The sequence below is a fragment of the Nitrosopumilaceae archaeon genome, from assembly GCA_035631875.1.
Lineage (GTDB): Archaea > Thermoproteota > Nitrososphaeria > Nitrososphaerales > Nitrosopumilaceae > TA-20.
In genome coordinates, this window is sequence record DASQHX010000004.1 from 20,732 (window position 1) to 46,243 (window position 25,512).

Genomic DNA, 25,512 nt, shown 5'->3' on the forward strand with positions numbered 1-25,512 from the left:
ATAATTCTGTGGCATGTAATAGACAATTACATGCTTTTTTTTATCATCTTTTAACTCAATAATTGTATCTGTATTTCAAATATCTCTTGAAAACTCTACATCTTTCAGCATCTGATGTTTATTTCTTTAACCATATCATAGAATTTTTGAAATTCTTTAAAGAATTTGATTCCTTTTTCAGTGATTGTAAAAATATGTTTTCTTTCGTTTCTGATAGATCTTATCATATCTGCGTTAATTAATTTCTGGCAGTTGTTCATTGCTGTAGTGTATGACAGATTTGCCTTTTGAGATATTTTAGATATCAATATGCCATCAACACCTGCATCCATACATGCTTGGAGAATATCTCCAGTTATGCTCAAAGTAGATCTGTGTTGATGTTTTAAAAATAATTTACTTGTAGGCAAGTCAGTTGAAGTGCTTGTCAATGTCATTGAAATTTATTTTATATGAAATCCTACTATTATCCATGATCGAAAAATTCTAGCTAGAAATACTACTTATTGTAGCGGTGAGCGAACCTTAATAACAAGTTGCAAAATTTTTTATACAAAAAAATTAATCAATATTAAACAATACTTGAATTTTAATTTTAAGTAATAAGAAATACATGTCTTAACAGGGCATTGACAAGAGTTATCAGTCAAGACGTGATGCCGCTTTCACTGTATATTGTGGTAAAACATTTTTTCTTTTCTGATTACAACTGAGAAGATTGTTACAGTACAAATCTACTTCAATTTTTTAAACTTTTAACGGGAAATGAATGTATCCAAAAAATGAAAACTCTGTACTTTGGAATAATTGGTGGAATTTTTATCATGGTTATTTTTATCAGTAATACTGCATTAACTGCGCAACAAGACTCTAACAACCAATCTACATCAAGCACAACTACAGGAGACTTGGCTACGCGGATTGGAGGTAACGCCATAGGCATCTATTATCCAATGTATGATCTAAGCGAGCTTCCTCAAGTGCTTGCAGCAAAGAAAGCTTTCTCCATCGTACCATTCGATGTAAACATAAATCCAGAATCTGGACCGGGAACAGAGCCTTCTATATCTTGGGCAGATGCGATCACCCAGCTCAAGAATACGGGTGACGTAGTTACAGGTTATGTACCTACAGGATACGGAACAAGGACTGTTGCAAATGTAGAAGATATGATATCTGCATACCATCAATTCTACCCCAAACTAGATGGAATAATGTTCGATGAGGTGTCTAGCTCTTCATCAGAATTTACATTTTACCAGACAATCTCAAACTATGCAAGGTCGCTAGGTTTCTCATACATACGAGCAAACCCAGGAAATTCAATACATCAAGGCGATGTACAACTCTTTGACCATATAGCAATATACGAATCTTCAAGATATCCAGATGAATCGACACTTCAATCAAGAACCTTCTATCCTCAATATTCAAAGGATGTAGTTGGTTTTGGTGTCACAATACATTCTCAGCCAACATATAATTCGACTTGGCTTCATATGGCAACAAAATATCTGAAGTGGGTTTACATCACAGACCAAACAGAACCAAATCCATATGCTGTATTTCCATCATACTTTAACCAGTATCTTACTGATCTTTCATCTTTAGACATGGCCCTAACAATAAATGATCTGATCAACAATGTAAAATCAATGAATCTACAGGAAGATGAAACAACAATCTTTGATTCTAAACTTCAGGTAGCAATTAAATCGCTTAACTCAAACAACAATGAAGCCAAGAATCAGCTTAACGCATTTATTCACGAGGTTAACGCACAAACTGGAAAGAAGATAACGCAAGATCAAGCAAATCAATTGATACGATCTGCACGAAATATTCTAAACTCAATACACTAGATTTTTAAAAAAAGTTCCAGAAAAAAATTGTAAAAATTCTAAGAATTATCTTTTCTTGATAGACAAGGTTTTTTGTACCTCGTTCATGCTGCTAATGAATTTCTGCTTTGCTTCATATTCATCTGATACCTTGACAACAATTTCAGATGACGAAAACATTACATCCTTGACTAAAATTGGTGCACTTAGTCCTAACAGCTCACTCAATATGTCAAATATGTTGTTAAACTTGGTTCCGTTTTTGTACTTGAAGATTGTATTGCCTTCTGATAGTTTTGGGGGCAATTCTAAAGGAATCACCAACTCTGGTGAAGTAATTTCTGTAACAAAAGTATTGGTATCATTTTTTATCATCTCGACTAGTTTTTCTTTTTCAGACACAAGCTCATTTTTTATCTTTTCAAGTTCACCCAATTCGTCATGATACTGTTCTCCTACCATCTTTGCAAATGTGGACTCTGTGACACTCTTTAATGGAACTTCATGAATTCTAAAATTAACTCTGGCAAGCTCAGCTTCTACATTGGTTAATTGCTGTCTATTGGATTTTATCCTGCCAGCTATCTCTTCAAGATACTGAAAATCAACCATCTTTCAATACCTAACTAAACTGATGAACTACGTCCATCAGGCTCTGCTTGAATTCTTCTGTAGTCAAACCCCATCTACCATATTCCTCCTTGTAAGCATCCCATGAGACTTCGGCCTCGCTTGCAATTTCAAGTATTTTTGGTCCTATCGCCTTTGTGTTAACTAGAATTGTCACGTTTGCCTGTTCGCTTTCAAGTATTGGTATCTTGACAAAAATCATTCTAGAATCTTCAATGTTAAATCTGTCTTTGATGATTGCCTTGAGCGCATCTCTTTCTTTTACATCAAATTCTCCGCTGACTTTGACTAGTGCACAGCAAGAATCCTTTGGACCGCCCTTGTCTCGGACATCATTCTCATCAATATCGAACAAAAGTGCGTCTTCTTTTTTGTGAATGTGTTCTACAATTCTTTCCATGGTGTTGCTTTTTCCTTTTGACATTAGATCTGTACTCCATATTTTTTCCTCAGATATGATTGGGATGACCCATGGAATGGCAAATTTTGGTCGTTTTGTTGCAAGCCATGTTCTATAGTTTGACATGTCCCATTCTGTTTCTCTTGCAAATGATGAAACAAACATCGAAATGGCACTTGCTGCAATCAGATTCATACCGCGATAATCCTTCCAGCCTACTTCTTGTTCTTTTGGAAGATCATCAATTATTGATGGAATCTTGTCCAATTTTTTTTCAAATCTATGAGCTAAGAGTCTTAGGGTTTTATTTGAAAAGAGTATTGAACAATCACTATATTTTATTTGGTGTTCTAGATTCATCACTATGTTTATTGCAGCAGCCTCAAAAATTATAGGATCCCATCCAAACTCTGGTAAAAGTCCTAATGTTGCAATGGTTGCATGCTCTTTAGTATCTTTTTTTATGTATTGGATAAATCCACTTGCAAATGAACTGCCAGTTCCGCCTCCCATTGCAAACGGTACACAGAATCCCCTTACTGGTTCTGGTGAAAGAGCGGCAATTTGTTTTTGCATATCAAATTTAGTACTTACCTCTTTTATGAATCGGGTTCTGCCCTCTGCCCAATTTCTTGCTGCTCCTCCTGAACCATGAATTACGTGTTTATCTCTTAGGGCAAAAAGATCAGGATATGATTGTAAAATGAGATTTGCAGCTCTTGGATCCAAGTCAATTAGCAATGCTCTTGGTATGAGTGGTATCTCTCCACTTCCATATGATGGTGGAAATCTCAGTATGGTGCTGCCGTATCTTTTGAGCACTCTGGATTCTTCCTTTTCACCTTTAAGAGTAGGTTTGAGCGGGTCTGCACCTACATCAAGAAGTAATCTTCTGTATGCTTCTGCACCCAATCCTATGCCGCAATGACCAAAACATGTCATTAGCACCGGGGCTGGTGGCAGTGGATCAAACTTTGACAATATTACTCACCATTATACAGAATGATTTGTCTCTTTAACCAACAAGTGCAAGAATGTAAAGTGTCAACTTGACTGTTATAGACATTAAACTGTGATAATAGCAAATTTGTAGACCTAATAGCAATCTTGGTGTGATTGCATTTAAGATTTAAGGAGAAAAGATTCATCTAAGACAAAATTCATTAGGTTTCTTTTAGCACTTTCTTTAGTTCTTGAAACTCTTCAATGGTAATTTCTCCAGCAGCAAGTCGATTTTTTAGAATTTTAAGAGCATTGTCTTCTTTTGATTGAACTTTATCTGATTTTTTATTTTGTCCTTTGGTTTTTTTTGTTTTGATTTCTTTTTCTGATTTAATTTGTTCTTGTTCCTCTAGAGTTTTAATTAGACTTTCTACATATTTGTAATCTGACATGTATAGGGGGGTGCCATGTTTTAGTACATTGAAAATCTCATGTAGTCTATTACTGTCCCCTTTACCAGAATCAATTAATTTTTGAACTGTTTTTATTAAATCATCAGACAATTTTTTTCACCTATTTTACCAGTGTCCTAAATCGCAAATCATCTTTTATGCTCTTAAATGATTTGTCCTTTATTGCCCAGTTTTTAATAGTCTTACCGTAATGTGATATGGCCTCTGCAAGTAGGATGAGGGATTCATCAATCTCGCCAATCTCTGCCTTGCTACGGGATTTTGCATATATTACGTTACCATTTTTTGGATGCTCTTTTAGCACTGAATCAAATGCATCTATGGCATCTAAATGCCTGCCAAGTTCGGCTAGCTCTGTTCCTCTGTAAAATGAGACCTCATTATACTGGGGATCTATCTTCAGCACACCATCAAAACAGGCAAGTGCCTCCTCATGTTTTTTTTGTTTGCCTAATACCAGTCCCTTGTAAAACAATGCGTCAATATTTTGTGGTTCCAATCCTAGGCAATTATCAAGACACGATATCGCTTCATCATATTGACTGAGTTTGTTTTTTGCTATTGCCTTATTGTAAAAAGATGCTGCATAATCTGGTTTGATTTTCAAAGCTTTGTCATATGATGCTATGGCCTCTTCATAATGACCAATTTCTGCAAGTGAGTTTCCTATGTTGTTAAGAGCAGCAACATGTTTTGGATCTATTCCTAAAATCTTTTCAAAACATGAAATGGCCTCTCTATTTTTATCAAGATTGGTTAATGCCAGTCCTTTGTGGTATAGTGCATCAACATTTTGAGGATCTGCCTTTAGAGCCTTGTCAAAAAATGAAATTGCATCCTTGTCTTTGTTAAGCTTGGCAAGTGAAATTCCTTCAGAGACTAGTGCTTCAATATCCTTTGTTTGTCCAAAAAACTTCATTAAAATCACTTATCTTGTGTTTGAGATTAATATTGTGATCCTATTGTGAATTTTCTTCTGTAACAGTATCTGGAAATGCTTTTTTGATGTATCTTGCTAGTGCTGGATACTGTATTATCAAGGACGCAAGAACCACACCGAAAGTTATTGTTTGTAAAGTTTGCTTAAACTCACTTTCTGGAAGTGTTGCAACCAACGCTACAGATAACGCTCCTCTCATGCCACCAATCCAAACAACATTTCTCCATTTCATTGGAATATTCTCTTTAGTGAATTTGTTAGTTAGACGGAGTATTGGATAAGTGGATACAGCTCTTGCAGCCAACACAACAACAAATGCCAGTATTATCAATGGTAGATTTTGACCGATTCGCATCAAGTCCATGCTTAATCCTAAATAGAGGAAGGCTAGTGAATTGGCAAAAAAAGCAATCATCTCCCAAAAATTCGAAGTATATGTTCTTACTTTGGGGCTGATGATTTTTTCACTTTTCATTGTTATATTTCCAAAGTATAGTCCTGCAACAGCTGCTGCTATTAGACCAGACATACCTAATGAATTTGCAACTACTACAGAGCCAAACATCACTGCAACTGAAAGAGCTGTTTCTGAAAATGGATCATCTAATAGTTTGTGCAATCTATGTGCAGCTGCAGAAATAGCCAACCCGACAGCTATTCCTCCAAAAAATACTATCGCAAAATTTTCTAATTGTTGAATAATGTTTACATTTATTCCAGCATTAACACTCGGTATTTCTAGGGTTGAACCCTGTGCTAGTGCTATTGCAATTATTGATGAAAATATTATAACGCCAGTTGCATCATTGAAACTTGCTTCAGACTCCATTAGGGTGGAAAGTAATTTTGGTGTTCTGACCCTCTTGAATATCTCTATTACAATGGCTGCATCTGTTGGTGCAATCAAAGCTGCAAATGCAAAAGATACGATAAATGGCAAACCTGCAACATAAAATAAAAGAAATCCGCCTACTAGGGTTGCAAGAAGTACTCCAACAGTAGATAACAACAATGTGGATATTTGCACTTGTTTGAATTCTTCATGTTTAATTTTCATCATTGCCTCAAAAATTAATGGCGGAACTATGAAAACCAGAATTAATTTTGGGTCTACCTTGAACTGGGCTATATTCGCAAAATTAAGTCCTGTAAAATGAGACAAGGAAATTGCAATTCCTATTCCAACAAGAATCATTGTGTAAGGAATTTTTATCTTAGATGAGATCAAAGATGCGATAAATATTGTAACTAGAAACAACGGAATCAAATACTCTGTACTTAGAAACTGGGTTAGAATAGAGCTGGCCATATTGATTACGTTCCTCAAGTTTCCAAATTATAAAAAGAGTTCCAAGGAATCGTCTTGTTGTTTTTAAAATTAGAAAAGCATGTAAAACTATCTTAAAATTCTAGACCAAATTCTTGTTGCGTTGTTTTCAGAAATTTAGAATTAATTCTAATTCGCTCCAAAGTCTGGGCAATCTTCATTTCAGTTCCAGGCGTTCTGTGTTTCGTAAAGAAGCATCTTACCTCTTGCTCTTTTTTGATATCAGATTCTATGGCCATAGTGCCTATGATTCTATTTAACAATGGATTGCCTACTCCGAATCTTACTACTATTTTATTCCAATTTTTCTTTATCCATGGCCAGATCAATTCCTTTCCAAAGGGGTTGGCAGCCATTCTCATAATAGGTACAAACAAGTTTTGAGAACGAACCTCCTTTGACAAAGTAAACTGTAATGATTGGAAAAGAAGTTTTGTATCTTGGAAATTAGATAACGCGCCAAGGAATCTTATTTTTTCTTCCTGGGATGGTGCCTTTCTGTACATTTTTCTTAAAAGTTGGTATGTTTTCTTGTCACCGCTCCAAGCTACTAGAGAATACACTGCGCTACGCAAATCTGGATCAAGTGAGTTTGATTTTAAGAAACCAGAAAATCTTTTTTGAGCATCCTGCAAAATTTCATCATCGCCAAGCTTGCCAAGAGAGCTAATGACCGAATTTCTAAGAAGAGCATCTGTTGGTTTTTCTCCCTTTCTTGGCTCCCATCCCAGTCTTTCAAATATTCTTCTAAAGTATTCCTTGTTGTATTCTTTAATCTCATCCCCAAAACTCTCCTTAGATAACAGGCCGTAAATGAAATTCAGGCTGCTTACTATGTCTGCTAGGACCAAATAATCATCTTCTTCAGCATAGAATTTTACAAATTCAAGATACCTGTTCAATGATACTTGATTGGAAATACACAGGGCAAATAGATCATGTTGAAGACTCCAACGATCTACATTGCTTAGCATTTTTTCTTGTACTAGTTCTCCTAGCCGCTCTAGTGTTTCATCATCATATTTTACCCTGTAGAAACCCTTCTGGCCTGAATTTATCTTAAACCAACCAAATTCACTATTAATTGGAATTGTAATAGGCTTGGTCATCAATTTTGAAACAAGTTTGTTACCTGTTTTTACAGAAACTGGTATTATCCAATTTCCAACTTTTGATCTTCCATTCTCAAGCAAGAATCTCTTTTGCTGTAGTTTTATTTTAGAATCATTTATGGTTGCCTCAATTAATGGATATCCTACTTGCCTAACCCAACTGTTCATCATCTGTCTTACAGGTTTTCTTGATACTGATGCCAGTGAATTCCAGAGATCTTCACCTTTGGCATTGCTATACTTGTGTTTTAAAAGATAATTGTGTAATCCAGTACGGAAATTCTTTTCTCCAAGAAAATCTTCTAACATCATTAGTACACATCCTCCCTTGTTGTAACTTATCTCATCAAAAATCTGTCTCACATCAGAGGGACTTTTTACTTTGACATCAATTGGATGGGATGTTTTAAGTGAATCAAGACTCAAACCTCCCGTCATCTCAGATATTAGAAATTGATCCCAGAAATCCCACTCTGGATAAAATTTGTCTACTGCTTTAGTAGCCATAAATGTAGCAAAGCTTTCATTGAGCCATAGATCATTCCACCATTTCATAGTAACCAGATTGCCAAACCACTGGTGTGCAATTTCATGAGATACTACTTCGGCAATATGCTGTTTAGTTTCAGTTGAGGATGTTTTTGGATCATAGAGCAATACCGTCTCTCTGAATGTTATTGCTCCCCAGTTTTCCATGGCGCCTGATGCAAAGTCTGGAATTGCTATCATGTCTAGTTTTGGAAGCGGATATTTTATTCCAAAATAATTTTGAAAATACGAAAGAAATTGTTTTGTAAATTCAAGGGAAGCCTTGCCCAACATTTTCTTGCCTTTTGTTGTAATGATTCTAATCTGCGTCTTGCCAAGTCTACCCTCTAAAAACTCGAATTCACCAACACCAAGATACAAAAGATATGTTGACATTATTGGCGATCTTGCAAACCTGAATGCTGTCTTTTTTCCATTTTTCTTTTTGGATGTTACTGGCATGTTAGAAATTGCAGTTAAATTACTATCCACAATAAGAGTAATATCAAAAGTTGCCTTGGCCTCGGGCTCATCCCAGCATGGAAAAGCTCGTCTTGCATCTGCAGCCTCAAATTGAGTGGTAGCAAGAAGTCTTTCTTTACCCTTGTATTCGTATTTGCTTCTGTAAAAGCCGACAAGTTTGTCATTTAAGGTACCTGTAAAATCTATTGAAAGTATGGCCCTTCCTGAAATCTTTTCTGGTAAAGAAAGAACTAGTTCCTCATTTTTGGCATCTAGCCGTATCTTGGGCTTGATAGTTTTTTTATCTAGTATTATTTGGCAGTCCTTTATCTCTAATTCTGCAGAGTTTAGAACTATCTGCCTTGTGGCACTTGCCTGTATGGTGATCTTTTCTCTTCCTTTGAATCTGAATTTATTAAAATCCGGCTCAAATTCCAGATCATAGTTAATTGGGAAAACTGACTTCACGATATTCTAGTTCTAAAAAACGAGTAATATACCTTTGATCTAACGTAGAACACTAACTAGCCAATGTGTGAAATAGAAACCAAGGAATACTATTGCAACGGCCTTTACTGTCTTGCCAGTTGTCATTGCAATTGTGTATTTTATAATGTTGTATCTTTTGGTTCCAGCTACAATAGATACAACATCTCCAACTATAGGAAGCCAAGGGGAAAAGAAAATTATTGTAACCCAACCGTACTTGGCCATCATACCTATGCTTTTTTGCTGGTATTTTTCAGGAGTTTTTTTGAATTTTTTTAGTAGCCTTCCATTATATCCAATATAGTATGCAATATAGCCGCCAATTATGGAACTAATAGTTAGAACCAAAAAGACATCTATTGGGTTTATTCCGCCCAAAAGCAATGCAGAGATGGTTGCCTCTGTTGGAATTGGAATAAAACTTGAGAACATTCCATTAAAAAATAGTCCCAGTAGACCATATTTTATGAATAAGGTGTTATGTAGTATGGAATTGATGGCATCGCCTAACATTGTCTGACATCCTTTCTAGCTTGTTTTAAATGAATTGCCAAATTTTTCATCATAATCATAAATTGCAATGGCAATCTGAGATAACAATTTCATTTTTGATTTTTGCGCTTTGGGATTGTTGCTATAGTCTTTTTGTTCTACAAGAATTTGTAGACGTTCTAACTGTACACGTGCAAGACCCTTTACACCTCTTTGTGCTACGAGATCTAAAAGTTGTAGTCGTTCAAGATCATCATTAGAATCAGACATTATACTAGATAGAAATCAAGTTGTTTAATATTTATCTTATATCTAGATTGATTATGATATACAAAGTCTCTGTTACATTTCACAAGGATTTCATTCTAGTAAACAATGATGAGATATCTGTAGGGATACAATCAAAACCAGAAAAAGGTGAAGCTAATAGGGAACTGATCAAGAAACTTTCAAAACACTTCAATGTATCACAGTCTCAGGTAAAGATAACATCTGGAGAAAAATCCAGGAAAAAATTAATTCAGATAATAACATAAAATTTCTAGAATTTTCAAAACCCTAAAAAGTGCCATATCATTATGGTAATATCAAATGAAATCAATGCTATTTTTGATGACCATATTTGTATTTGCAGTTATGCTAGTACCAATATTGCACAATGCTTTTGCTATCCAAGGAGATGTGTCTTCTACCGCTATGAAAACTGGAACTTGGGAGACCAAGGTAAACAAACAAGTTCAGATAACATCTGATGTGACAAACGGTCAGGATAAGACTCAACCTTTTGCATATCTGGTGCAAATTCAAAATCAAGATGGAGTGGTGGTATCATTATCGTGGCTCACAGGCTCGTTAGACCCCGGTCAATCTTTGAATCCTTCACAATCCTGGACACCTGTATTGGCAGGAACTTATACTGCGCAAATATTTGTGTGGGCAGGAATAAACAATCCTGATGCATTGTCTCCACCATTAAACATGATGATCACTGTAACCTAACTATTTTCAATAAGATCAGAAATTATTATTTTATTTTTGTGACTCGGCAAGAAAAGTACTCATGTTTTTGTGCACTAGAGGAATTACTTTTTTTATTATGGTCTCATGGAAGTTTGGAGTATCTGCATCAAAAGATAACAACAGGACGTAGGACAGTCTGCTGGCTTCATCAGCAATTGGAATAGTTGCCCGTGTAATTTTGGAATAATGTGAACTTGCATACAAAATTCTGCCCAAAAGATATTCCCACCGTAGTCTGGTGTATTGTCGTGTTGCTGCAGTTATTGCGTATTGTGCGCGCTCTTCCGGTGTGAGTAATGCTTGCAGACCTTTTCTCTCTGCAGTGGCCTCTAATTTTCCATCCTCATCTGATATTCCTGCAAAGCGAATTGATGAATCCAGCGCTATTACTTTATCGCAAAATTCCTGAAAGAACTTTTTCATCAATTAGTGTATTTTGTGGAGGTATATTTATCATTACAGATCTTTGAAAATAATCAAAACGTCATTTATTTATCAAGAGTTACTTGCTTTGGTCTAAATGTTTGAAATAGATAGTTACAAAATAACATTAACGCAATCCATATAGCTAACATAAGAATTGGCGTCCAATGGCCTATGCAATTCTGACAAAGAAATCTGTTTATCAAAAAAACCACCAGTCCTCCAACAAAAACTCCTATGGAATAATCTAATAGCCTCCACCAAAAATACTTCATTGGCTTTGTATGATATAACCAAAATATAAAATTGTGACAATGCTTCTAATAGACAATAATTGAACGAAACTACTGAACATTCAGTTCATTGTGAATACCGCAACAAAAATGGATACCGCCATGATTTCTGTGCATGCTGGTGTCATAAACTGGAGAAGCTAAAGAATCAAAAATAAAGTTCCGCTTATTAAGGAGAATTGAATAGAAATGGATCTGAAACCAAAAAGTCCCAAAGAATCAAAGGCCGAGATGACAGTCAGAATGTTTCCATCTGATGCAAATCCAAACGGTAACGTCTTTGGAGGCGAGATTTTAAAACAAATTGATCTTATTGCTGGTTTAGTGGCACAAAGACATGCAAGAATGAATACGGTAACAGCTAGTATTGACAGAGTTAATTTCCTTAAACCTGTTTTTGTTGGAAATGCTATCATACTTAGTGCCAGAGTAAACTATGTTCACAGATCATCTATGGAAATTGAAATCAAAGTTGAATCTGAAGATTTGATGAATGGAAACATAACGCTTACAAATACTGCATTTGTCACAGCAGTAGCGCTTGGACCTGACGGCAAAACAAGAGAAGTTCCCCCATTACTCTTAGAAACTGATGAGGAAAAGAAAAGATTTGCAGAGGGAGAAAAAAGAATGAATCATAGGCTCAAGGAACGAAATACAAAATAAAATCAATGTTACAATTTTTTTTCAAAATTTATTTTAATATTAGATAGATCAACACTGATAGCCACCTGGAGGGCCATTTTTTACAGTGTTTGCAAAATCTGTACCAGAATAATCTTTGCTAATTGTAAATGGAATGATGCCAAAAATTGGTGCGTCAAGTTTTGTTGTAACTTTTGCCTCAGTTGCATTAAAACCCGAACCCATGTTTGCAACTTCGGAAATTGCTTGCCTGTCCAAAGTAAACGTACCCTCTAAAATTGTGGATGATTTTGGAGATATTGTAATGCCGTCAATTAAGGCTGTTTCAAGAACTTTGGACTTGTAAATGGCGCTTATCTGGTAATTATGAAAACTAACAGGAAAGTAAGATGGGTTGCAGGCCTGAGCTTGAATATGTAGGACCGTGTCAGAAATTGCATATTGATTACCCTGATGTGGTTTTATCTGCAATGAAGTAACCGCATATGCATCAGCTCCTATGTAGCCGAAAAATATAGCTGCGGCAACAATTCCAGCTATAGCTATTTTTTTTCTGTCAATTTTTGGTACTTTTGGGACTGTACTTGCTTCAGGAATACTAGGATCGGATTCACTATCTGGCTCGTTGATTGACTCTGAGGTATTTTCAAATGTAATGGAATCATATTTTGTTTCAGATTCAGTTAAAGAAAGACTCTCAATGTATTGCTGATCAGATAATTCAAGAGGCTGTTCATTCTGAAGGGAGTTTAAAATATTGCGCAATCTCTCACCATTCCCCTTTCCTGCATCGACGAGTCCTTGAACTTTCTTGATTATCTCTTCAGACATATACTCTGCCCGATTTATACTGAATTTAAAGTCATGCTATTGTGATACAAATATGCCCAAATTCTAGAATTATATTCTAAAATCAAGATTACATTAATCCATTCAAACCCATATCTAATAGAGATTACATAATACAACATGTCAAAGATCAAAACTATTGTAAAGTCAGTCGTGCTAATAATTAGTGGAATAGCGATAGTTGTCGTTGGAGGATTTATGATGGGTGCTATTGCAAGATTATGGACAGGCAAAGAGCCAAAAAATCCTAAAGAATCTGAAACTAAAAAATGAGTTTAGAAAATTGTAAAATAAAACGTATTATTCCTACATAGAACTTAAGTATTAGATTTCACAAATTAATCTCATGTGTGAAATGATTGATGAGATAGAAATTGAACATCTGAGAATGGCATTAGCACGTGCAAGAAAAGAAACCAATCCTCAACCAGAAGAGGAAAAACCACTTGCAGCTGTAGCACAATAAAATTATCAAATTAGTATTTTGTTTACACAAAATATTAATAATTATACATACGGAAAACGTATGTTAAATAACTTTGAAGAATAAAGACATGATCTAGATTTTAATGCGGTTTCTTGTAATTTAGCCTTATTCAAACACCTTTTCAAACTGATGAATTGTTGGTAATCAATTTTAGTTAGCACCAATAACCCGATTCCATTGAAACATCGTCTCGAGATCGTCATTTCCATAGGTTGTGTGCTATCCATCATTGCATCTTTTTCTTTCTTAAACCAAAGTGCATTAATTCATTCTGGTGAAACTACACAATCAAACAATGAGATGCCAAATGGAAACTATATTGTTCTAACTGGATGCACCACGGATTCTGATGGAACAGGCAGGACAGATGTCTTTTGCCCAAATCATGATGTATTTCACTTGTCAAGAGACCCGCCAATAGCAGAATCAAAATGGACTGATGTACAATTGACGATAGATAACGGTCAATATACTATACAGTATACTACTCCAATAGGAACTAACCAATACACATTGGTTGCTTACAATACATCTACTCCAATTAAAAAAATATTCAGTTCCCCAAGTTATGCTGTTCAGCAAATTAGCCAATCAGTGGAATCTGAAAAGCAATCTATAGGAAATATATTTGAACAAGCGACACAAACCTTCAATGCAAAACCTCCTCCAACAAAAGAGGAACTATATCAATATGCTTTGCAAGTAATTAACCAAGACAGGAAAGCTCATAGATTAAACCCTGTAGCATTAAGCAATATTTCTTCTGCACAGAATCATGCAGACGATATGCTAAATTCAGGATACTTTTCGCATTGGAATACTGATGGCGTCAAACCTTATGTAACATATACCAAACTTGGTGGAAGAGGAAATGTAGATGAAAATATTAGCGTTACAGCAGCTTACTGCCCTTCGTCAAGCTGTATGCCAAATTCTTTTGATCCTTTCAAACAAATCAATGACAGCGAATACAACATGATGTACAAGGATGCAGGCTCTTACTGGGGACACAGAGATAACATTCTCAATCCATATCATACCGATGTGAATATTGGAATTGCCTATAGCAATGAGAGATTTTATTTCGTAGAACATTTTGAGAGCAATATTGTAAAATGGCAAACCATCAAACTAGAGGGTAACCAACTTCATCTAGTAGGACAGATGCCTTCAGGATATTCATTGTATCAAATAGAAGTGTTTGCAGATCCTAGTCCCAAGTCTCTGACAAATAATGATCTTAATGGAGCATCGCCGTATAATTTTGGATATTATGATCAAGGAGACTTTGTAGGAATAATATTGCCACAACCAGACTCTAATTCACATTATCCGGAATGTTCCCAAGGAAAGGCAATACTTGAAACCACAAAGGGGAAACTATGTACAGACTATGTAACCTATTCTAATGTAAGCACAATTGGCAACGGAATAGACATATCATTTGATGTTTCAAAATGGATGGGTTCAGGATTGCATACCGTTTATGTTACACTGAAAGATCAAAATGGCATTCAAGCAGACACTACATCTCTGACTCTGGAATATCTGAAATAAGTATGTCAAAGAACATTTAGTACTAAAAATTCCGTAGTCGATTAGTAACACTTCCAGTCCTAGTTGATCCTTGTAATGAAAAGTAATTTTATGGATAGGGATTTTTTATTTTAATCTGAGATGTAACATTTTGCACATCAGACGACACCATTTTTATTTCAGACACAACGTCTTTACCTTTGACGGTGACATTGGAAGTTGCCTTTTCCGTGGAACTAAGTGTCTTCTCAACTACTGGGCGCGCCAAGTCAAATATGTTTGTAAAGTAGAATATGGCAACTATTGCAATTACTGCTATTACTATGCCTATAGCTGTACCGTTTTTGCCCATTGTGGTATAATGTGATTTTTTTAATAAAACGTTAACGCATAAATCATCAGTTTCACAGCAAGTTAAAACATAATCACAGGTATTAGAAAACAATGTTCACTAGTATTTTAAAATAACAATGTTCGCTAGACTCGAATCATTGATCATTTAAAAAAATATCTATTTGTACATTCACAAAAAAATTTCTATTTATCCATTACTACTTTTAGTTACTGATGAGAGAGAAGTTTTACATAAATATTTTAAAAACAAAATGTTCACAATGAAAAAAGCTGTCGGTGTCGCACTTGGGATCCTGGCCTTTGTCATAGCTGGAGCTTCAGTGTATGGAATTTTTAGTTTAAATGAAACAATTCAGGCAAAACCAAATCAAATTCAAGTATCAAACTATTCGGCACAAATTGGTTCATTACAACCACAAATCAATTCAATTAGTAACAATGTGTCATCTTTGAATACACTAAAGGGTGACATCACAGACATTAGGGGAAAATTATTTGATTTGGAATCCAAGATAAGTCAGGCACAACAAACTTCAGTGTCTGTGAAACCGGAAATACTCACAAGCCAGTCTACCTATTTCCCAGGTGAAATATTATACATTGTAGCAATTGGTTTTGATCCACAAGAAGCAGTTCAAATACAATTACTTGACAATTATGGATTTGCAATAATGCAAAAAGATGTTTTAACAGATTCATCTGGAAGAGTTTTGGATTATCTACAACTACCTAGCAATCTAGAACCAGGAAGCTTTCAGGTTAAACTAGTCTCAGGACAGCTTACGGCCTCACAATCAGTTACAATCATGCAATCAAGTCCAGTCTCTGTGTCATCATCTTATCCGTCATATCTATTCACTGCACAAACAGACAAGACCATATATCAAACAGGAGAAGAAATTGGGATCTTTGGAATAGGCGTTCCTAACACCAGTGTTACGGCCATTCTCACAAGTCCATTAGGGACAACATCCGAAGCAGTTACGACGGTGCAATCGTATGGCACTTATAACATGTTTTTTTCTGATTCACCGCCTTTTGAGACAGGAACTTGGTCGATAGTAGTAAAAGATCAAGGAATAGAAAAAATACTCTTTGTCACTGTACAATTGGGCAATTCTAGTCCGCCTACATTTACCGCACAAACCGATAAGACCATATATAAAAAAGGAGACCTAATTCAGATTTCTGGAACAGGTCCATCTTATGCCAGTGTAAATACTATCTTGACAAGCCCATCGGGAATAAAATACAATGGTGCTGCTACCATAAACTTTGACGGATCATACAATATTGATTATTCTACTTTGCCTTCATTTGAAACAGGAAATTGGTACGTCACACTCGCCGAAGGATCACAAGTAAAAGTAATCTCAATCTTTTTGGAGCCATGAAAATGAAAAAAGCTGTTGGTGTCGCACTTGGCATCTTGGCCTTTGTCATAGCTGGAGCTTCAGTGTATGGAATTTTTAGTTTAAATGAAACAATTCAGGCAAAACCAAATCAAATTCAAGTATCAAATTATTCGGCACAAATTGGTTCACTACAACCACAAATCAATTCAATTAGTAACAATGTGTCATCTTTGAATACACTAAAGGGTGACATCACAGACATTAGGGGAAAATTATCTGATCTGGAATCCAAGATAAGTCAAGCACAGCAACCTCCTTTGGCATCTGTGAAACCTGTAGTAGTATTGGGCAGGTCTATTTATCTTCAAGGTGACAGTGCATACATAAGTGCCGCTGGTCTTGATCCACAAGAAGCAGTTCAAATACAATTACTTGACAATAATGGATTTGTAGTAATTCAAGAACAGAGCAGGTCAGATTCAGCTGGAAGATTGACATTAAGTCTACCACTTCCGAGCACCGTGGCACCAGGAAACTTTCTGATCAAGATAATCTCAGGTCAACAAACGGCTTTGCAGCCAATTGTGATTGTATCCTCAACTCAGAGTTCAGGTTCTGTACTATTAACTGGTTCATATCCGTTCTTTGCACAAACAGATCAGACTGTGTATCTGCCAAGTGGTACAATTAAGGTCACTGGTACTGGTGTGCCAAACACCACCATTACTGGTACTCTGACAGGTCCATCAGAAAGAACATACACTTCAAACACAACGATAAGGGCTGATGGCACTTTTGCCATATTTTATTCCGATCCACGCACTTTTGACACAGGATACTGGCATGTCACTTTGAACAGTCAAGGACTAACCAAAGTACTTTATCTTAGAATAATACCGCCAATTATTAGTTCATCTGGCAGTTGGTACCCATTTACTGCACAGACTAGCTCTTCCATTTACCAAGCAGGAGACCAAATTACTGTTTCAGGAAGTGGTGCACCTTACACCACAGTTAATTCTGTTTTGACAAGTCCATCAGGAATAACATACACATCTACTACGACGACAAGATCTGATGGTTCTTACCGTCTGTCCTATTTTACGTCACAATCATCTGAATTGGGATATTGGACTGTCAACTTAGCCAACCAAGGACAAACCAAGCAAGTTTTCATTTATCTTGGAGAACCTGGTAGTACATCAAGTGGTAGTTCTTCCACCACGTTTACAGCACAAACTGACAGGATAATCTACAAGCAGGGAGACCAAATTACCATTTCAGGAACAGGCAAGCCTTACACTGCAGTCAAGGCAACTTTGACAAGCCCATCAGGAATAACATATGATAATGCTGTCACTGCACATCTTGATGGCTCATACGTTCTTTCCTTTACTACATCACCAGTATATGAAACAGGAAATTGGTACATCTCAATAACTAATTGGTCGCTAACAAAAATAATTTCTATATATTTAGAACCAATGAATTGAGAAATAATTTCTATTGAAATGTTGTAACAAAGACAAGTAATGGAATCCTTGAGCTAAAGAATAGAACAAAATCACTTTGTCACGAAAAATTGTTATGAGAATTAACTGAGAAAAGCTGCGTCAATCTTATTTATTATAATTACACTTATTCAATATGGTCACAATCAGTGAAACATACAAATTAACTTGTGTATGTGAACATGATCTCATAGACCACATAGGTCAGAAAGAAGGTTTTCTCTGCAATCAGCAACATTGTATATGTAGGTTTTATCACCAACAAAGAAAGACATAGGGAAATCCTCCTAAATTTTATTTTTCTAGAGAGATCCTATTTCATTATAATTACATTTTTCATCAGTTAAATTGAAATTATGATGCCACTCGAAGAAATCTTTCTTCAACCTCAGTCCAGTTTATTGTATTCCACCAAGCTTGTATGTAATCAGCTCGCCTGTTTTGATACTTGAGATAATACGCATGCTCCCAAACATCTAATCCCAATAACGGAATGGCACTTTGTGTATAAGGACTGGTCTGGTTTTCCGTTGTTCTAAATTCTATTCTGGAAAAAGTTTGATTGTAAACTAGCCAGCCCCAACCGCTGCCTTGTATTGCAGCTGTACCGGTTGAAAATTTTTCTTTAAACTCTTTGAAGCTGCCAAAGTAAATCTTTATCTCATCAGCAAGTCTGCCTCCTGGCTCTCCTCCACCATTTGGTTTCATGCTCTCCCAAAACAATCTGTGATTTTCAAATCCACCGCCGTAAAAATTAATTGCATTTCTTGCGTTTTCAGGAACAGAACTTAGATCTGATAAAATTCCAACAATATAGTTTTTGTGAGTTAGAGCGTTAATACTTTGTAAAGCTGCATTTAGGCCATCTGCATAAGCTTGGTGATGCTTGGTGTAATGTATCTCCATTGTCTTTGCATCTATGTGTGGTTCTAGTGCATCATACGAATATGGTAATGGTGGCACAACATATTTTCCCATGATTTTTCTTTGAAAAATTCGTCTTATATCCTAACTGACCAAATCTGCCCAAAGTATTAATCATAACCATTCTCACCCACTAGTGTGAAAATAGAACAAAAAATAGAACCTGATCTCCAAAAGCCCCTAATTATTGCAGCCATGCAAGACATGGGAGATGTTGGAAGTATTGTTGTTGATTTTATTAACAAAGGCCTTGACACATATCCGTTCAGAGAAATTTCTTCGTTACTTCCAGGATATGTAATTGACAATGGCGGTTTCATCGAATTACCAGAAGAAAAATGGGAATATCGGTATGCCAAAGATACTATTGTCTTTGGTGGCGGCGCAGGACAACCACAAACAAACGAAGAACTAAACGCATTATGCCAGGATGTGATTGACATTGCAAAAAAATATTCTGCTAGATTCATCTATACGGTAGGAGGATTTCACACAAACCGTGATTTTGGAAAGGAGCCAAAAACATTTGTTACAACAACCTCTGCAAGCCTTGCAGACAGGGTAAGAAAATTAGGCGTAGATACCACCCCTGAACAATCTATTATCACTGGTTTTAATGGACTCATTCTTGGGTTTGCAAAACAAAACAACATTGAAGGTATAGGGCTGTATGGCGAGCTAAATGATCCAAAGATGCCTCAATACCGCTCAGCTAAGAGCGTCATTAAAACATTGGAGAAACTAACATACCAGAAATTTGGTAACACTACAGAATTTGATGTGATGGCAGACGCAGTTGAAGATAAGGTGCGCACTAAAGGGTCTCTTGATATCTGATTTTTTATTTAGATTGTTGCTGATAAAATTCGTAGCTAGAAAATTCTTTTTTAATTGGCAGTATAGATGAATTGTGAATACATTTGAAAGATTATGATTTTGAAGGCAAGGTTGTCCTGATTACTGGAGGAACCGGAGCATTAGGTAGAGAAGCTAGCTTGTCATTTCTAAAATCAAATGCAGTTGCAGCAATAACTCATGTTACTGATAGAGAAATTTCACAACTTGAATCAACACTTGGGGATTTGATGAAAAAAGTGATGCTAATTAAAGCAGATATCGGTGATGAAGAACAGGTAGAGAAAACTGTATCTGACATTGTTAAAAAATATGGCCGCATTGATATTTTGATAAATGTGGTTGGCGGATATATTGGCGGAAAAAAAGTAACGGAGATGACAGGAAAAGAATGGGACTTGATGATGAATCTAAATTTGAAAACAGCCTTTTTGATTAGTAAACACGTGGTAGGACAAATGCTAAGGCAAGGGTCTGGCAAAGTTGTTCATGTTGCTGCAAGATTAGGACTAAAAGGAATTGCTGGCAATTCCGCATATGGCGCGTCAAAATCTGGTCTTATTAGATTGGTTGAATCTCTCTCAGATGAAGTAAAAGACAAAAACATCAATGTAAACTGCATAATGCCAAGCATCATAGACACTGGTGCAAACAGAAAGGACATGCCAGATGCGGATTTTTCCAAATGGGTTAAACCATCAGAAATTGCACAAGTTATGCTTTTTCTTGCATCCGATGATTCAAAATCAATTCACGGAGCTGCTATGCCAGTTTATGGCCTAGTCTGAATCTTGCAACTATGATTGTTGCAATTATGGATATGACCAAGATCATTTCTGCTATTGGACCAAATTCTGGAACAACAGAACTGCCAACAACGCTGACTTGTTCTGTCATTGGGGTGATGGGTATTTTTATGACATTAATTCCGATCTGAGATTCTACTGTGAAATTTTTTATAAACTGGCCATCAAGCTGCACTCCAAGAAATGGCGCGTTTACTAATCCAGTTGGAAGATTGAGCACTAGAATACTGCTAGAGTTTACTTGGCCTGCTAGAGTAAAAGTAACTGACTTGTCTTTTGTACTGACTACTGCACCAACAATGTCCTTTGGTGATGAATATTGTACATTGAATGTTGTCTTACCATCGCCTGCATCTGCACCAACACTGTTAATTATTTTGTAACCTGATTGGGTAGCTTGAACATTTAATGTGCCAGTCATCCATGGATACGTTTTATCGTAGAAATGAATGATTCCAATATCTGTAGACTTTAATGTGTAGCTAAAAGATTGACCTAGTCCAATTGTACCGCTATCAAATCTCGAGTCTGGATTATTTGGGGTGCCAGAAGTAACTGAATGAACAACCTGGTCTGCATTACTCCATTCTATTGTTTCTCCCACTAGTGCATTAGTAGATGGTGGAGAAAAAGTACGGCTTACTTGCGAACCTGCTGAACCTCTCATGATTATTATCTGCACAGTATCAGCAAATGAATAAGAAACTAGAGGAATCAGTAAAACAAGAATTACCAAAGATATTATAATTTTACGCACGCCACAATCTGGAATTGTTAGTTAATAGATTTTACTGGTGAAACATTCTTTACTTAATGCATTTTTGGAACAATGAATGTGTGATTTTGAATTATTTGCGCTTGAATATTCGGTTTATAGTTAACATTATTCTTTCAACTTGTCTTGTTGCAGCTACAAAAAGAAACGCTATCCCAACACCAAGCAATATTCCGCCTATGACATCTAAAGGATAGTGCCCTCCGACATAGACTCTTGAGATGCAGACAAGTGCAGCCTCTGCTGCCAAAGCTAGCGATATTGCAATTTTTCTTTTAGAGTCTCGAAATAATGCTAAAGCTATGGCTGCACCAGCAGAAACTATTGTAGCATGACCAGACGGATAAGAATAATCTGAATCCTGAGCTAGTATAAGATCAGAATCTGGAATTGACGGACGCTCCCTTTGCACCAAATCCTTTGCAGCATATCCAATTGGTATTAGAACAATAAATGCCAGTGCCAAAACTATTGCAGTCTTTTTGCCAGTAATTCCGCCAAATATGAACAAAATAATTATTGTCGCTATCCAAAATGCCTCCCTGCCATACTTTGTTAGCAAAACCATTAACTTGTTGAGAAAATGAACGTGGGAATCATTTACTTTTAGAAATGCTGACGTGTCTTTAGATATTATTCCTGAATTGTTGCCAGCTTGTGGCGATACCAGTATGGCCAAAACTACAAACAATGCAAGAATGATAATTGAAGATGTGTGATATTTGTTCATAGTCTCATTCTCCTAAATACGAGCAGAAAAACGATTTGATGCATCAATAAGATCTTTTACGTCAGAGTGTGAATGAGAAAAAGAAAATGCCCCAAGCTTGCCTGGCAGGAAAAATATTCCATCTTTTGCTATCATCTCAAAATGATATCTGTGAAGCATATCTATATCACACATGGCAGCATCTGATGCATTTCTGATTTGGATCATTCCATCTGGTGCAAAATGTGTCATAAAAAGCGAACCCAATCCAGTTGTGATTACCTTGCCGTCAAAGATTTTGTCCAATGCCTCTCTAGTGCGATGTCCTAGATTGCCAATTTTAGAATAAACTGAACTGTTTTTTTTAAGAAATGAAAGCATTGCACTGCCCGATGTCATTGTGATTGGGTTTGCAGAAAATGTTCCACCTCCGATATAAGAGCGGTCAAGTTTTTTGTGCAATTGCGTATTTGATATTTCCATTATCTCTTCTTTTCCACAAATTACTCCAATTGGAAATCCGCCGCCTACAATTTTTCCTAGTGTTACTATATCAGGATCAAGATTCATTGTTTTGTAATGACACCCAAATGAAAATCTAAAACCAGTAACAATTTCATCAAGCAAAAACAATGCATTATTTTTGTGCACAAACTCTTGAATCCCTAAAAGATATTCTTTTGTTGCAGGGATGCATCCACCGCCCCCAAGCACAGGCTCTATAATTACTCCGGCAAGATCATTTTTTACATGATTTAAAATTTCAAGAGATCTTTCCAAGTCATTGTATGGAATTGAAACAATGTTCTCCTCATTGACTAGTCCTGCGCTTTCAGTCTCGTCAAACGGATAGTTGACTGATTTTAAAAGATCCGAAGTGTACCCATGCCAGCCGCCATCAATTTTTGCAATTATTTTTTTCCCAGTTGAAGAACGAGCAATCCTTACTGCATACATTGTTGCCTCTGTACCAGTAGAGACATAGCGAATCTTTTCTGCAACAGGTACTGCCTTTTGAATTATTTCTGAAAATGATACTGTCATCGCATTTACCGTTCCATGCATCCAACAGGATGGCAACTGTTTTTTTACCAAACTTGCAACTTGGGGAGCTGCATGACCCAAGATCAAGCTCCAGTGACCCATCCAATAATCGGTGTACCTGTTTCCATCTACATCGTAGAGATTTTTTCCTTTTGCTGATTTTGTTACAAAAGGATAAGGCTCAAAGAATCTGATATTGTGTGATACTCCGTTTACATGAAATTTCTTGGACTTTGCAAAAAGCAGTCTTGACTTTTTGGTTTTCTTTTTGTATATCTCCAAAGCGTTTAGCAATAACCAAACTGTTTGACAGAATAATATTTAGTGATCGTAAGATACTTGAAAAAATTTCCGTTTTAGGCATGGTTTATATTATTTCTCATTGATCCACTTTTTGCATACGTAACAGCAAGGCGGCGCTTGTGATGATTGTTGGTATTGTACCATTTTGTGATTCACAGGCCTCCAGTTGCGCATACAAGATGTGGGTTCGATCCTAAACGATCTTATCTGAAATTTGAAGAAATTGTGCATTCCGACCAATTCCCAATAAAATATACTTCTAATAATACGATAAACGAATCCGGTTGATCCTGCCGGACCTGACTGCTATCGGATTGGTACTAAGCCATGCGAGTCGTTGTAGCAATACAAGGCGGACGGCTCAGTAACACGTAGTCAACCTAACCTATGGACGTGGATAACCTCGGGAAACTGAGAATAAACCGCGATAGATCATTATGCCTGGAATGGCTTATGGTTCAAACAATTTATTGCCGTAGGATGGGACTGCGGCCTATCAGCTTGTTGGTGAGGTAATGGCCCACCAAGGCTATAACAGGTACGGGCTCTGAGAGGAGAAGCCCGGAGATGGGTACTGAGACACGGACCCAGGCCCTATGGGGCGCAGCAGGCGAGAAACCTTAGCAATGTGCGAAAGCACGACTAGGTTAATCCGAGTGATTTCTGTTGAAGAAGTCTTTTGTCAGTCGTAAAACCACAGATGAATAAGGGGTGGGCAAGTCTGGTGTCAGCCGCCGCGGTAATACCAGCACCTCGAGTGGTCAGGAGGTTTATTGGGCCTAAAGCATCCGTAGCCGGCTTTGCAAGTCTCCGGTTAAATCCAGCTGCTCAACAGATGGGCTGCCGGAGATACTACAAAGCTAGGGAGCGGGAGAGGTAGACGGTATTCGGTGGGTAGGGGTAAAATCCACTGATCCATCGAGGACCACCAGTGGCGAAGGCGGTCTACCAGAACGCGTTCGACGGTGAGGGATGAAAGCTGGGGGAGCAAACCGGATTAGATACCCGGGTAGTCCCAGCTGTAAACGATGCAAACTCGGTGATGCATTGGCTTATGGCCAATGCAGTGCCGCAGGGAAGCCGTTAAGTTTGCCGCCTGGGAAGTACGGACGCAAGTCTGAAACTTAAAGGAATTGGCGGGGGAGCACCACAAGGGGTGAAGCCTGCGGTTCAATTGGAGTCAACGCCAGGAATCTTACCTGGGGAGACAGCAGAATGAAGGTCAAGCTGAAGACTTTACCAGACAAGCTGAGAGGAGGTGCATGGCCGTCGCCAGCTCGTGCCGTGAGGTGTCCTGTTAAGTCAGGTAACGAGCGAGATCCCTGCCCTTAGTTGCTACAGTTACTCTCAGGAGTAGCTGGGCTAACTAGGGGGACCGCCACTGCTGAAGTGGAGGAAGGAGGGGGCCACGGCAGGTCAGTATGCCCCGAAACCCTAGGGCTACACGCGGGCTGCAATGGTAGTGACAACGGGTTCCGAACTCGAAAGAGAGAGGCAATCCCTAAACGCTACCACAGTTATGATTGAGGGCTGCAACTCGCCCTCATGAATATGGAATCCCTAGTAACCGCGCGTCACAACCGCGCAGTGAATACGTCCCTGCTCCTTGCACACACCGCCCGTCGCTTCATCGAAGTTGAGTTTGCGCGAGGTGATGGCTAATTGCCATTATCGAACGCGAGTTTAGCAACGAGGGAGAAGTCGTAACAAGGTGACCGTAGGGGAACCTGCGGTCGGATCACCTCCTTAGAACATAAATTGGTGAAAGGTGTCGGAATGCACATTTCTTCAACAACAAATGCACCAGGGCAAGAAATTGCTCGGGGAAGGACGAAGCTGGTACCACCATGTACTAGCGATGATCGTCATGTATAGTCGTGTAATATTATGACTGAATATGCTGGTGTGCAGACGCCAGTTGGAGGATGGCTAGGCTTGAGAAGAGATGAAGGACGTGGCAAGCTGCGATAAGCTTAGGGTAGGTGCA

General features: G+C 37.3%; 26 protein-coding genes and 2 rRNA genes. 12 read left to right on the forward strand and 16 right to left on the reverse strand.

Annotated features, from left to right (window positions below):
• Window positions 1-104: 104 nt before the first annotated feature.
• Complete coding sequence (locus VEU72_00730) at window positions 105-437, reverse strand: winged helix-turn-helix domain-containing protein (GenBank protein HYL65658.1); 333 nt, start codon at window positions 435-437, stop codon at window positions 105-107.
• A 345-nt stretch (window positions 438-782) separates the two neighbouring features.
• Here VEU72_00730 and VEU72_00735 point away from each other — a divergent pair, with 345 nt between their 5' ends.
• The gene (locus tag VEU72_00735) at window positions 783-1,862 is read left to right on the forward strand and encodes a spherulation-specific family 4 protein (protein ID HYL65659.1); all 1,080 of its coding nucleotides are present in this window, start codon (window positions 783-785) and stop codon (window positions 1,860-1,862) included.
• Window positions 1,863-1,907: 45 nt separating this feature from the next.
• Here VEU72_00735 and VEU72_00740 read toward each other — a convergent pair whose 3' ends face one another.
• From VEU72_00740 to VEU72_00775, 8 genes are all read right to left on the reverse strand, one after another.
• The gene (locus tag VEU72_00740) at window positions 1,908-2,453 is read right to left on the reverse strand and encodes a hypothetical protein (protein HYL65660.1); all 546 of its coding nucleotides are present in this window, start codon (window positions 2,451-2,453) and stop codon (window positions 1,908-1,910) included.
• Window positions 2,454-2,463: 10 nt separating this feature from the next.
• Window positions 2,464-3,852, reverse strand: a complete 1,389-nt coding sequence (locus tag VEU72_00745; GenBank protein HYL65661.1) for a cell division protein FtsZ — start codon at window positions 3,850-3,852, stop codon at window positions 2,464-2,466.
• 182 nt (window positions 3,853-4,034) lie between these two features.
• Window positions 4,035-4,376: an SHOCT domain-containing protein gene (locus tag VEU72_00750; protein ID HYL65662.1), complete on the reverse strand. Its 342-nt coding sequence runs from the start codon at window positions 4,374-4,376 to the stop codon at window positions 4,035-4,037.
• Between the two features lie 10 nt (window positions 4,377-4,386).
• Window positions 4,387-5,205 carry a tetratricopeptide repeat protein gene (locus VEU72_00755; protein HYL65663.1) on the reverse strand — a complete coding sequence of 273 codons (819 nt, stop codon included), beginning with the start codon at window positions 5,203-5,205 and terminating at the stop codon, window positions 4,387-4,389.
• A 40-nt stretch (window positions 5,206-5,245) separates the two neighbouring features.
• A complete protein-coding gene (locus VEU72_00760) occupies window positions 5,246-6,535 on the reverse strand; it encodes a sodium:proton antiporter (protein ID HYL65664.1) in 1,290 nt (429 codons plus the stop codon).
• A 92-nt stretch (window positions 6,536-6,627) separates the two neighbouring features.
• Window positions 6,628-9,123 carry a M1 family metallopeptidase gene (locus VEU72_00765; protein ID HYL65665.1) on the reverse strand — a complete coding sequence of 832 codons (2,496 nt, stop codon included), beginning with the start codon at window positions 9,121-9,123 and terminating at the stop codon, window positions 6,628-6,630.
• Window positions 9,124-9,162: 39 nt separating this feature from the next.
• Window positions 9,163-9,657, reverse strand: coding sequence for a VTT domain-containing protein (locus VEU72_00770; protein ID HYL65666.1), 495 nt, complete (start codon window positions 9,655-9,657; stop codon window positions 9,163-9,165).
• A 15-nt stretch (window positions 9,658-9,672) separates the two neighbouring features.
• On the reverse strand, window positions 9,673-9,906 hold the full coding sequence (locus VEU72_00775) for a hypothetical protein (GenBank protein ID HYL65667.1): 234 nt from the start codon (window positions 9,904-9,906) through the stop codon (window positions 9,673-9,675).
• 53 nt (window positions 9,907-9,959) lie between these two features.
• Here VEU72_00775 and VEU72_00780 point away from each other — a divergent pair, with 53 nt between their 5' ends.
• Together VEU72_00780 and VEU72_00785 are read left to right on the forward strand one after the other, a co-directional pair.
• Complete coding sequence (locus VEU72_00780) at window positions 9,960-10,172, forward strand: DUF167 domain-containing protein (GenBank protein ID HYL65668.1); 213 nt, start codon at window positions 9,960-9,962, stop codon at window positions 10,170-10,172.
• A 55-nt stretch (window positions 10,173-10,227) separates the two neighbouring features.
• A complete protein-coding gene (locus VEU72_00785) occupies window positions 10,228-10,635 on the forward strand; it encodes a hypothetical protein (GenBank protein HYL65669.1) in 408 nt (135 codons plus the stop codon).
• A gap of 30 nt (window positions 10,636-10,665) precedes the next feature.
• Here VEU72_00785 and VEU72_00790 read toward each other — a convergent pair whose 3' ends face one another.
• A complete protein-coding gene (locus VEU72_00790) occupies window positions 10,666-11,079 on the reverse strand; it encodes a hypothetical protein (protein ID HYL65670.1) in 414 nt (137 codons plus the stop codon).
• 482 nt (window positions 11,080-11,561) lie between these two features.
• Between VEU72_00790 and VEU72_00795 the strand changes: the two genes are divergently transcribed.
• The gene (locus tag VEU72_00795) at window positions 11,562-12,038 is read left to right on the forward strand and encodes an acyl-CoA thioesterase (protein ID HYL65671.1); all 477 of its coding nucleotides are present in this window, start codon (window positions 11,562-11,564) and stop codon (window positions 12,036-12,038) included.
• Between the two features lie 48 nt (window positions 12,039-12,086).
• On the opposite strand, the gene VEU72_00800 is transcribed toward VEU72_00795, so the two are convergent.
• Window positions 12,087-12,848 (reverse strand): hypothetical protein, encoded by a 762-nt coding sequence (locus VEU72_00800; protein HYL65672.1) that lies wholly within the window; start codon window positions 12,846-12,848, stop codon window positions 12,087-12,089.
• A 138-nt stretch (window positions 12,849-12,986) separates the two neighbouring features.
• On the opposite strand from VEU72_00800, the gene VEU72_00805 reads away from it, so the two are divergent.
• Window positions 12,987-13,139 (forward strand): hypothetical protein, encoded by a 153-nt coding sequence (locus VEU72_00805; protein ID HYL65673.1) that lies wholly within the window; start codon window positions 12,987-12,989, stop codon window positions 13,137-13,139.
• A 391-nt stretch (window positions 13,140-13,530) separates the two neighbouring features.
• Window positions 13,531-14,910 carry a CAP domain-containing protein gene (locus tag VEU72_00810; GenBank protein HYL65674.1) on the forward strand — a complete coding sequence of 460 codons (1,380 nt, stop codon included), beginning with the start codon at window positions 13,531-13,533 and terminating at the stop codon, window positions 14,908-14,910.
• 88 nt (window positions 14,911-14,998) lie between these two features.
• On the opposite strand, the gene VEU72_00815 is transcribed toward VEU72_00810, so the two are convergent.
• Window positions 14,999-15,241, reverse strand: coding sequence for a hypothetical protein (locus tag VEU72_00815; GenBank protein HYL65675.1), 243 nt, complete (start codon window positions 15,239-15,241; stop codon window positions 14,999-15,001).
• A 262-nt stretch (window positions 15,242-15,503) separates the two neighbouring features.
• On the opposite strand from VEU72_00815, the gene VEU72_00820 reads away from it, so the two are divergent.
• Window positions 15,504-16,637 carry a hypothetical protein gene (locus tag VEU72_00820; protein ID HYL65676.1) on the forward strand — a complete coding sequence of 378 codons (1,134 nt, stop codon included), beginning with the start codon at window positions 15,504-15,506 and terminating at the stop codon, window positions 16,635-16,637.
• A 2-nt stretch (window positions 16,638-16,639) separates the two neighbouring features.
• The gene (locus tag VEU72_00825; protein HYL65677.1) at window positions 16,640-18,091 is read left to right on the forward strand and encodes a hypothetical protein; all 1,452 of its coding nucleotides are present in this window, start codon (window positions 16,640-16,642) and stop codon (window positions 18,089-18,091) included.
• Window positions 18,092-18,463: 372 nt separating this feature from the next.
• Here VEU72_00825 and VEU72_00830 read toward each other — a convergent pair whose 3' ends face one another.
• Window positions 18,464-19,087: a superoxide dismutase gene (locus VEU72_00830; GenBank protein HYL65678.1), complete on the reverse strand. Its 624-nt coding sequence runs from the start codon at window positions 19,085-19,087 to the stop codon at window positions 18,464-18,466.
• Between the two features lie 141 nt (window positions 19,088-19,228).
• Here VEU72_00830 and VEU72_00835 point away from each other — a divergent pair, with 141 nt between their 5' ends.
• Window positions 19,229-19,870, forward strand: a complete 642-nt coding sequence (locus tag VEU72_00835) for a PAC2 family protein (GenBank protein HYL65679.1) — start codon at window positions 19,229-19,231, stop codon at window positions 19,868-19,870.
• An 83-nt stretch (window positions 19,871-19,953) separates the two neighbouring features.
• On the forward strand, window positions 19,954-20,676 hold the full coding sequence (locus VEU72_00840; GenBank protein HYL65680.1) for an SDR family NAD(P)-dependent oxidoreductase: 723 nt from the start codon (window positions 19,954-19,956) through the stop codon (window positions 20,674-20,676).
• Here the strand turns inward: VEU72_00840 and VEU72_00845 are convergent.
• The 3 genes from VEU72_00845 to VEU72_00855 form a co-directional block, all read right to left on the reverse strand.
• Complete coding sequence (locus VEU72_00845; GenBank protein ID HYL65681.1) at window positions 20,651-21,451, reverse strand: hypothetical protein; 801 nt, start codon at window positions 21,449-21,451, stop codon at window positions 20,651-20,653. The two genes, VEU72_00840 and VEU72_00845, sit on opposite strands and share 26 nt — an antisense overlap.
• A 91-nt stretch (window positions 21,452-21,542) precedes the next feature.
• Window positions 21,543-22,199 (reverse strand): phosphatase PAP2 family protein, encoded by a 657-nt coding sequence (locus VEU72_00850; protein HYL65682.1) that lies wholly within the window; start codon window positions 22,197-22,199, stop codon window positions 21,543-21,545.
• Window positions 22,200-22,211: 12 nt separating this feature from the next.
• A complete protein-coding gene (locus VEU72_00855) occupies window positions 22,212-23,516 on the reverse strand; it encodes an aminotransferase class III-fold pyridoxal phosphate-dependent enzyme (protein HYL65683.1) in 1,305 nt (434 codons plus the stop codon).
• 286 nt (window positions 23,517-23,802) lie between these two features.
• Here VEU72_00855 and VEU72_00860 point away from each other — a divergent pair.
• Together VEU72_00860 and VEU72_00865 are read left to right on the forward strand one after the other, a co-directional pair.
• Window positions 23,803-25,272, forward strand: a 16S ribosomal RNA gene (locus VEU72_00860).
• Between the two features lie 150 nt (window positions 25,273-25,422).
• Window positions 25,423-25,512: ribosomal RNA gene (locus VEU72_00865) — 23S ribosomal RNA — on the forward strand; the annotation flags it as partial.

Bases quoted from the DNA above. Each gene is read 5' to 3' on its own strand.
- VEU72_00730 (HYL65658.1), bottom strand. From the start codon at position 437: ATGACATTGACAAGCACTTCAACTGACTTGCCTACAAGTAAATTATTT.
- VEU72_00735 (HYL65659.1), top strand. From the start codon at position 783: ATGAAAACTCTGTACTTTGGAATAATTGGTGGAATTTTTATCATGGTT.
- VEU72_00740 (HYL65660.1), bottom strand. From the start codon at position 2,453: ATGGTTGATTTTCAGTATCTTGAAGAGATAGCTGGCAGGATAAAATCC.
- VEU72_00755 (HYL65663.1), bottom strand. From the start codon at position 5,205: ATGAAGTTTTTTGGACAAACAAAGGATATTGAAGCACTAGTCTCTGAA.
- VEU72_00760 (HYL65664.1), bottom strand. From the start codon at position 6,535: ATGGCCAGCTCTATTCTAACCCAGTTTCTAAGTACAGAGTATTTGATT.
- VEU72_00770 (HYL65666.1), bottom strand. From the start codon at position 9,657: ATGTTAGGCGATGCCATCAATTCCATACTACATAACACCTTATTCATA.
- VEU72_00775 (HYL65667.1), bottom strand. From the start codon at position 9,906: ATGTCTGATTCTAATGATGATCTTGAACGACTACAACTTTTAGATCTC.
- VEU72_00780 (HYL65668.1), top strand. From the start codon at position 9,960: ATGATATACAAAGTCTCTGTTACATTTCACAAGGATTTCATTCTAGTA.
- VEU72_00785 (HYL65669.1), top strand. From the start codon at position 10,228: ATGAAATCAATGCTATTTTTGATGACCATATTTGTATTTGCAGTTATG.
- VEU72_00790 (HYL65670.1), bottom strand. From the start codon at position 11,079: ATGAAAAAGTTCTTTCAGGAATTTTGCGATAAAGTAATAGCGCTGGAT.
- VEU72_00795 (HYL65671.1), top strand. From the start codon at position 11,562: ATGGATCTGAAACCAAAAAGTCCCAAAGAATCAAAGGCCGAGATGACA.
- VEU72_00800 (HYL65672.1), bottom strand. From the start codon at position 12,848: ATGTCTGAAGAGATAATCAAGAAAGTTCAAGGACTCGTCGATGCAGGA.
- VEU72_00805 (HYL65673.1), top strand. From the start codon at position 12,987: ATGTCAAAGATCAAAACTATTGTAAAGTCAGTCGTGCTAATAATTAGT.
- VEU72_00815 (HYL65675.1), bottom strand. From the start codon at position 15,241: ATGGGCAAAAACGGTACAGCTATAGGCATAGTAATAGCAGTAATTGCA.
- VEU72_00820 (HYL65676.1), top strand. From the start codon at position 15,504: ATGAAAAAAGCTGTCGGTGTCGCACTTGGGATCCTGGCCTTTGTCATA.
- VEU72_00825 (HYL65677.1), top strand. From the start codon at position 16,640: ATGAAAAAAGCTGTTGGTGTCGCACTTGGCATCTTGGCCTTTGTCATA.
- VEU72_00830 (HYL65678.1), bottom strand. From the start codon at position 19,087: ATGGGAAAATATGTTGTGCCACCATTACCATATTCGTATGATGCACTA.
- VEU72_00835 (HYL65679.1), top strand. From the start codon at position 19,229: ATGCAAGACATGGGAGATGTTGGAAGTATTGTTGTTGATTTTATTAAC.
- VEU72_00850 (HYL65682.1), bottom strand. From the start codon at position 22,199: ATGAACAAATATCACACATCTTCAATTATCATTCTTGCATTGTTTGTA.